This is a genomic window from Tautonia marina (assembly GCF_009177065.1).
Taxonomy (GTDB): domain Bacteria; phylum Planctomycetota; class Planctomycetia; order Isosphaerales; family Isosphaeraceae; genus Tautonia; species Tautonia marina.
The window spans coordinates 1-503 of the sequence record NZ_WEZF01000072.1; the positions used below are offsets into that span (position 1 = coordinate 1).

General features: G+C 65.8%; 1 protein-coding gene. It reads right to left on the reverse strand.

What is annotated here, in order from left to right; genetic code table 11:
• Positions 1-473 (reverse strand): hypothetical protein (locus tag GA615_RS27255; RefSeq protein ID WP_152054503.1); only part of this gene is annotated, 473 nt, incomplete at its 3' end.
• Between the last annotated feature and the right edge of the window lie 30 nt (positions 474-503).

Sequence of the window (503 nt, forward strand, 5' to 3'; positions counted from 1 at the left end):
TCGATGGTCAGGTCGAGCGAGTCGACGAAGAGAGCGGCACCGCCGGAGTCGGCCTGATCGGTGTTGCGCTCGGCCATCAGGAAGACCGTGATTTGAGCCACGGGCTCGGCGGCGTGCCTCTGAAACTGCAACCGAACGCGGTCATGGAAATCGCCGAAGCAGGCATCCGCAAACTGGTCCTGGGCCGCTTGCTTGGCCGTGCCCTTGAGTTCGACACCGCTCTCCTCCGGAGTCAGGTCGATGACCTGCGTGGACTCGCCCGCGGCGACGACGAGGCGGAGGTGGGCGCCCGGGTCGGCGCTGGCGAAGCCCCGGACATCGAGCGTCATGGGAACGCTGCGATGGTCGGTGGTGTAGGGAACGTGAATCGTCAGCATCTTGGTCGCAGCAGCAGGCTGGCCACCCCCGCCCGCGCGAGATGCATGGACGCGGTCGACGGCAACGTGAAGGCTGTCGAAAAGCAGCGTGGCCACCTGACCATCATCGGACACGTCGACCGAAAC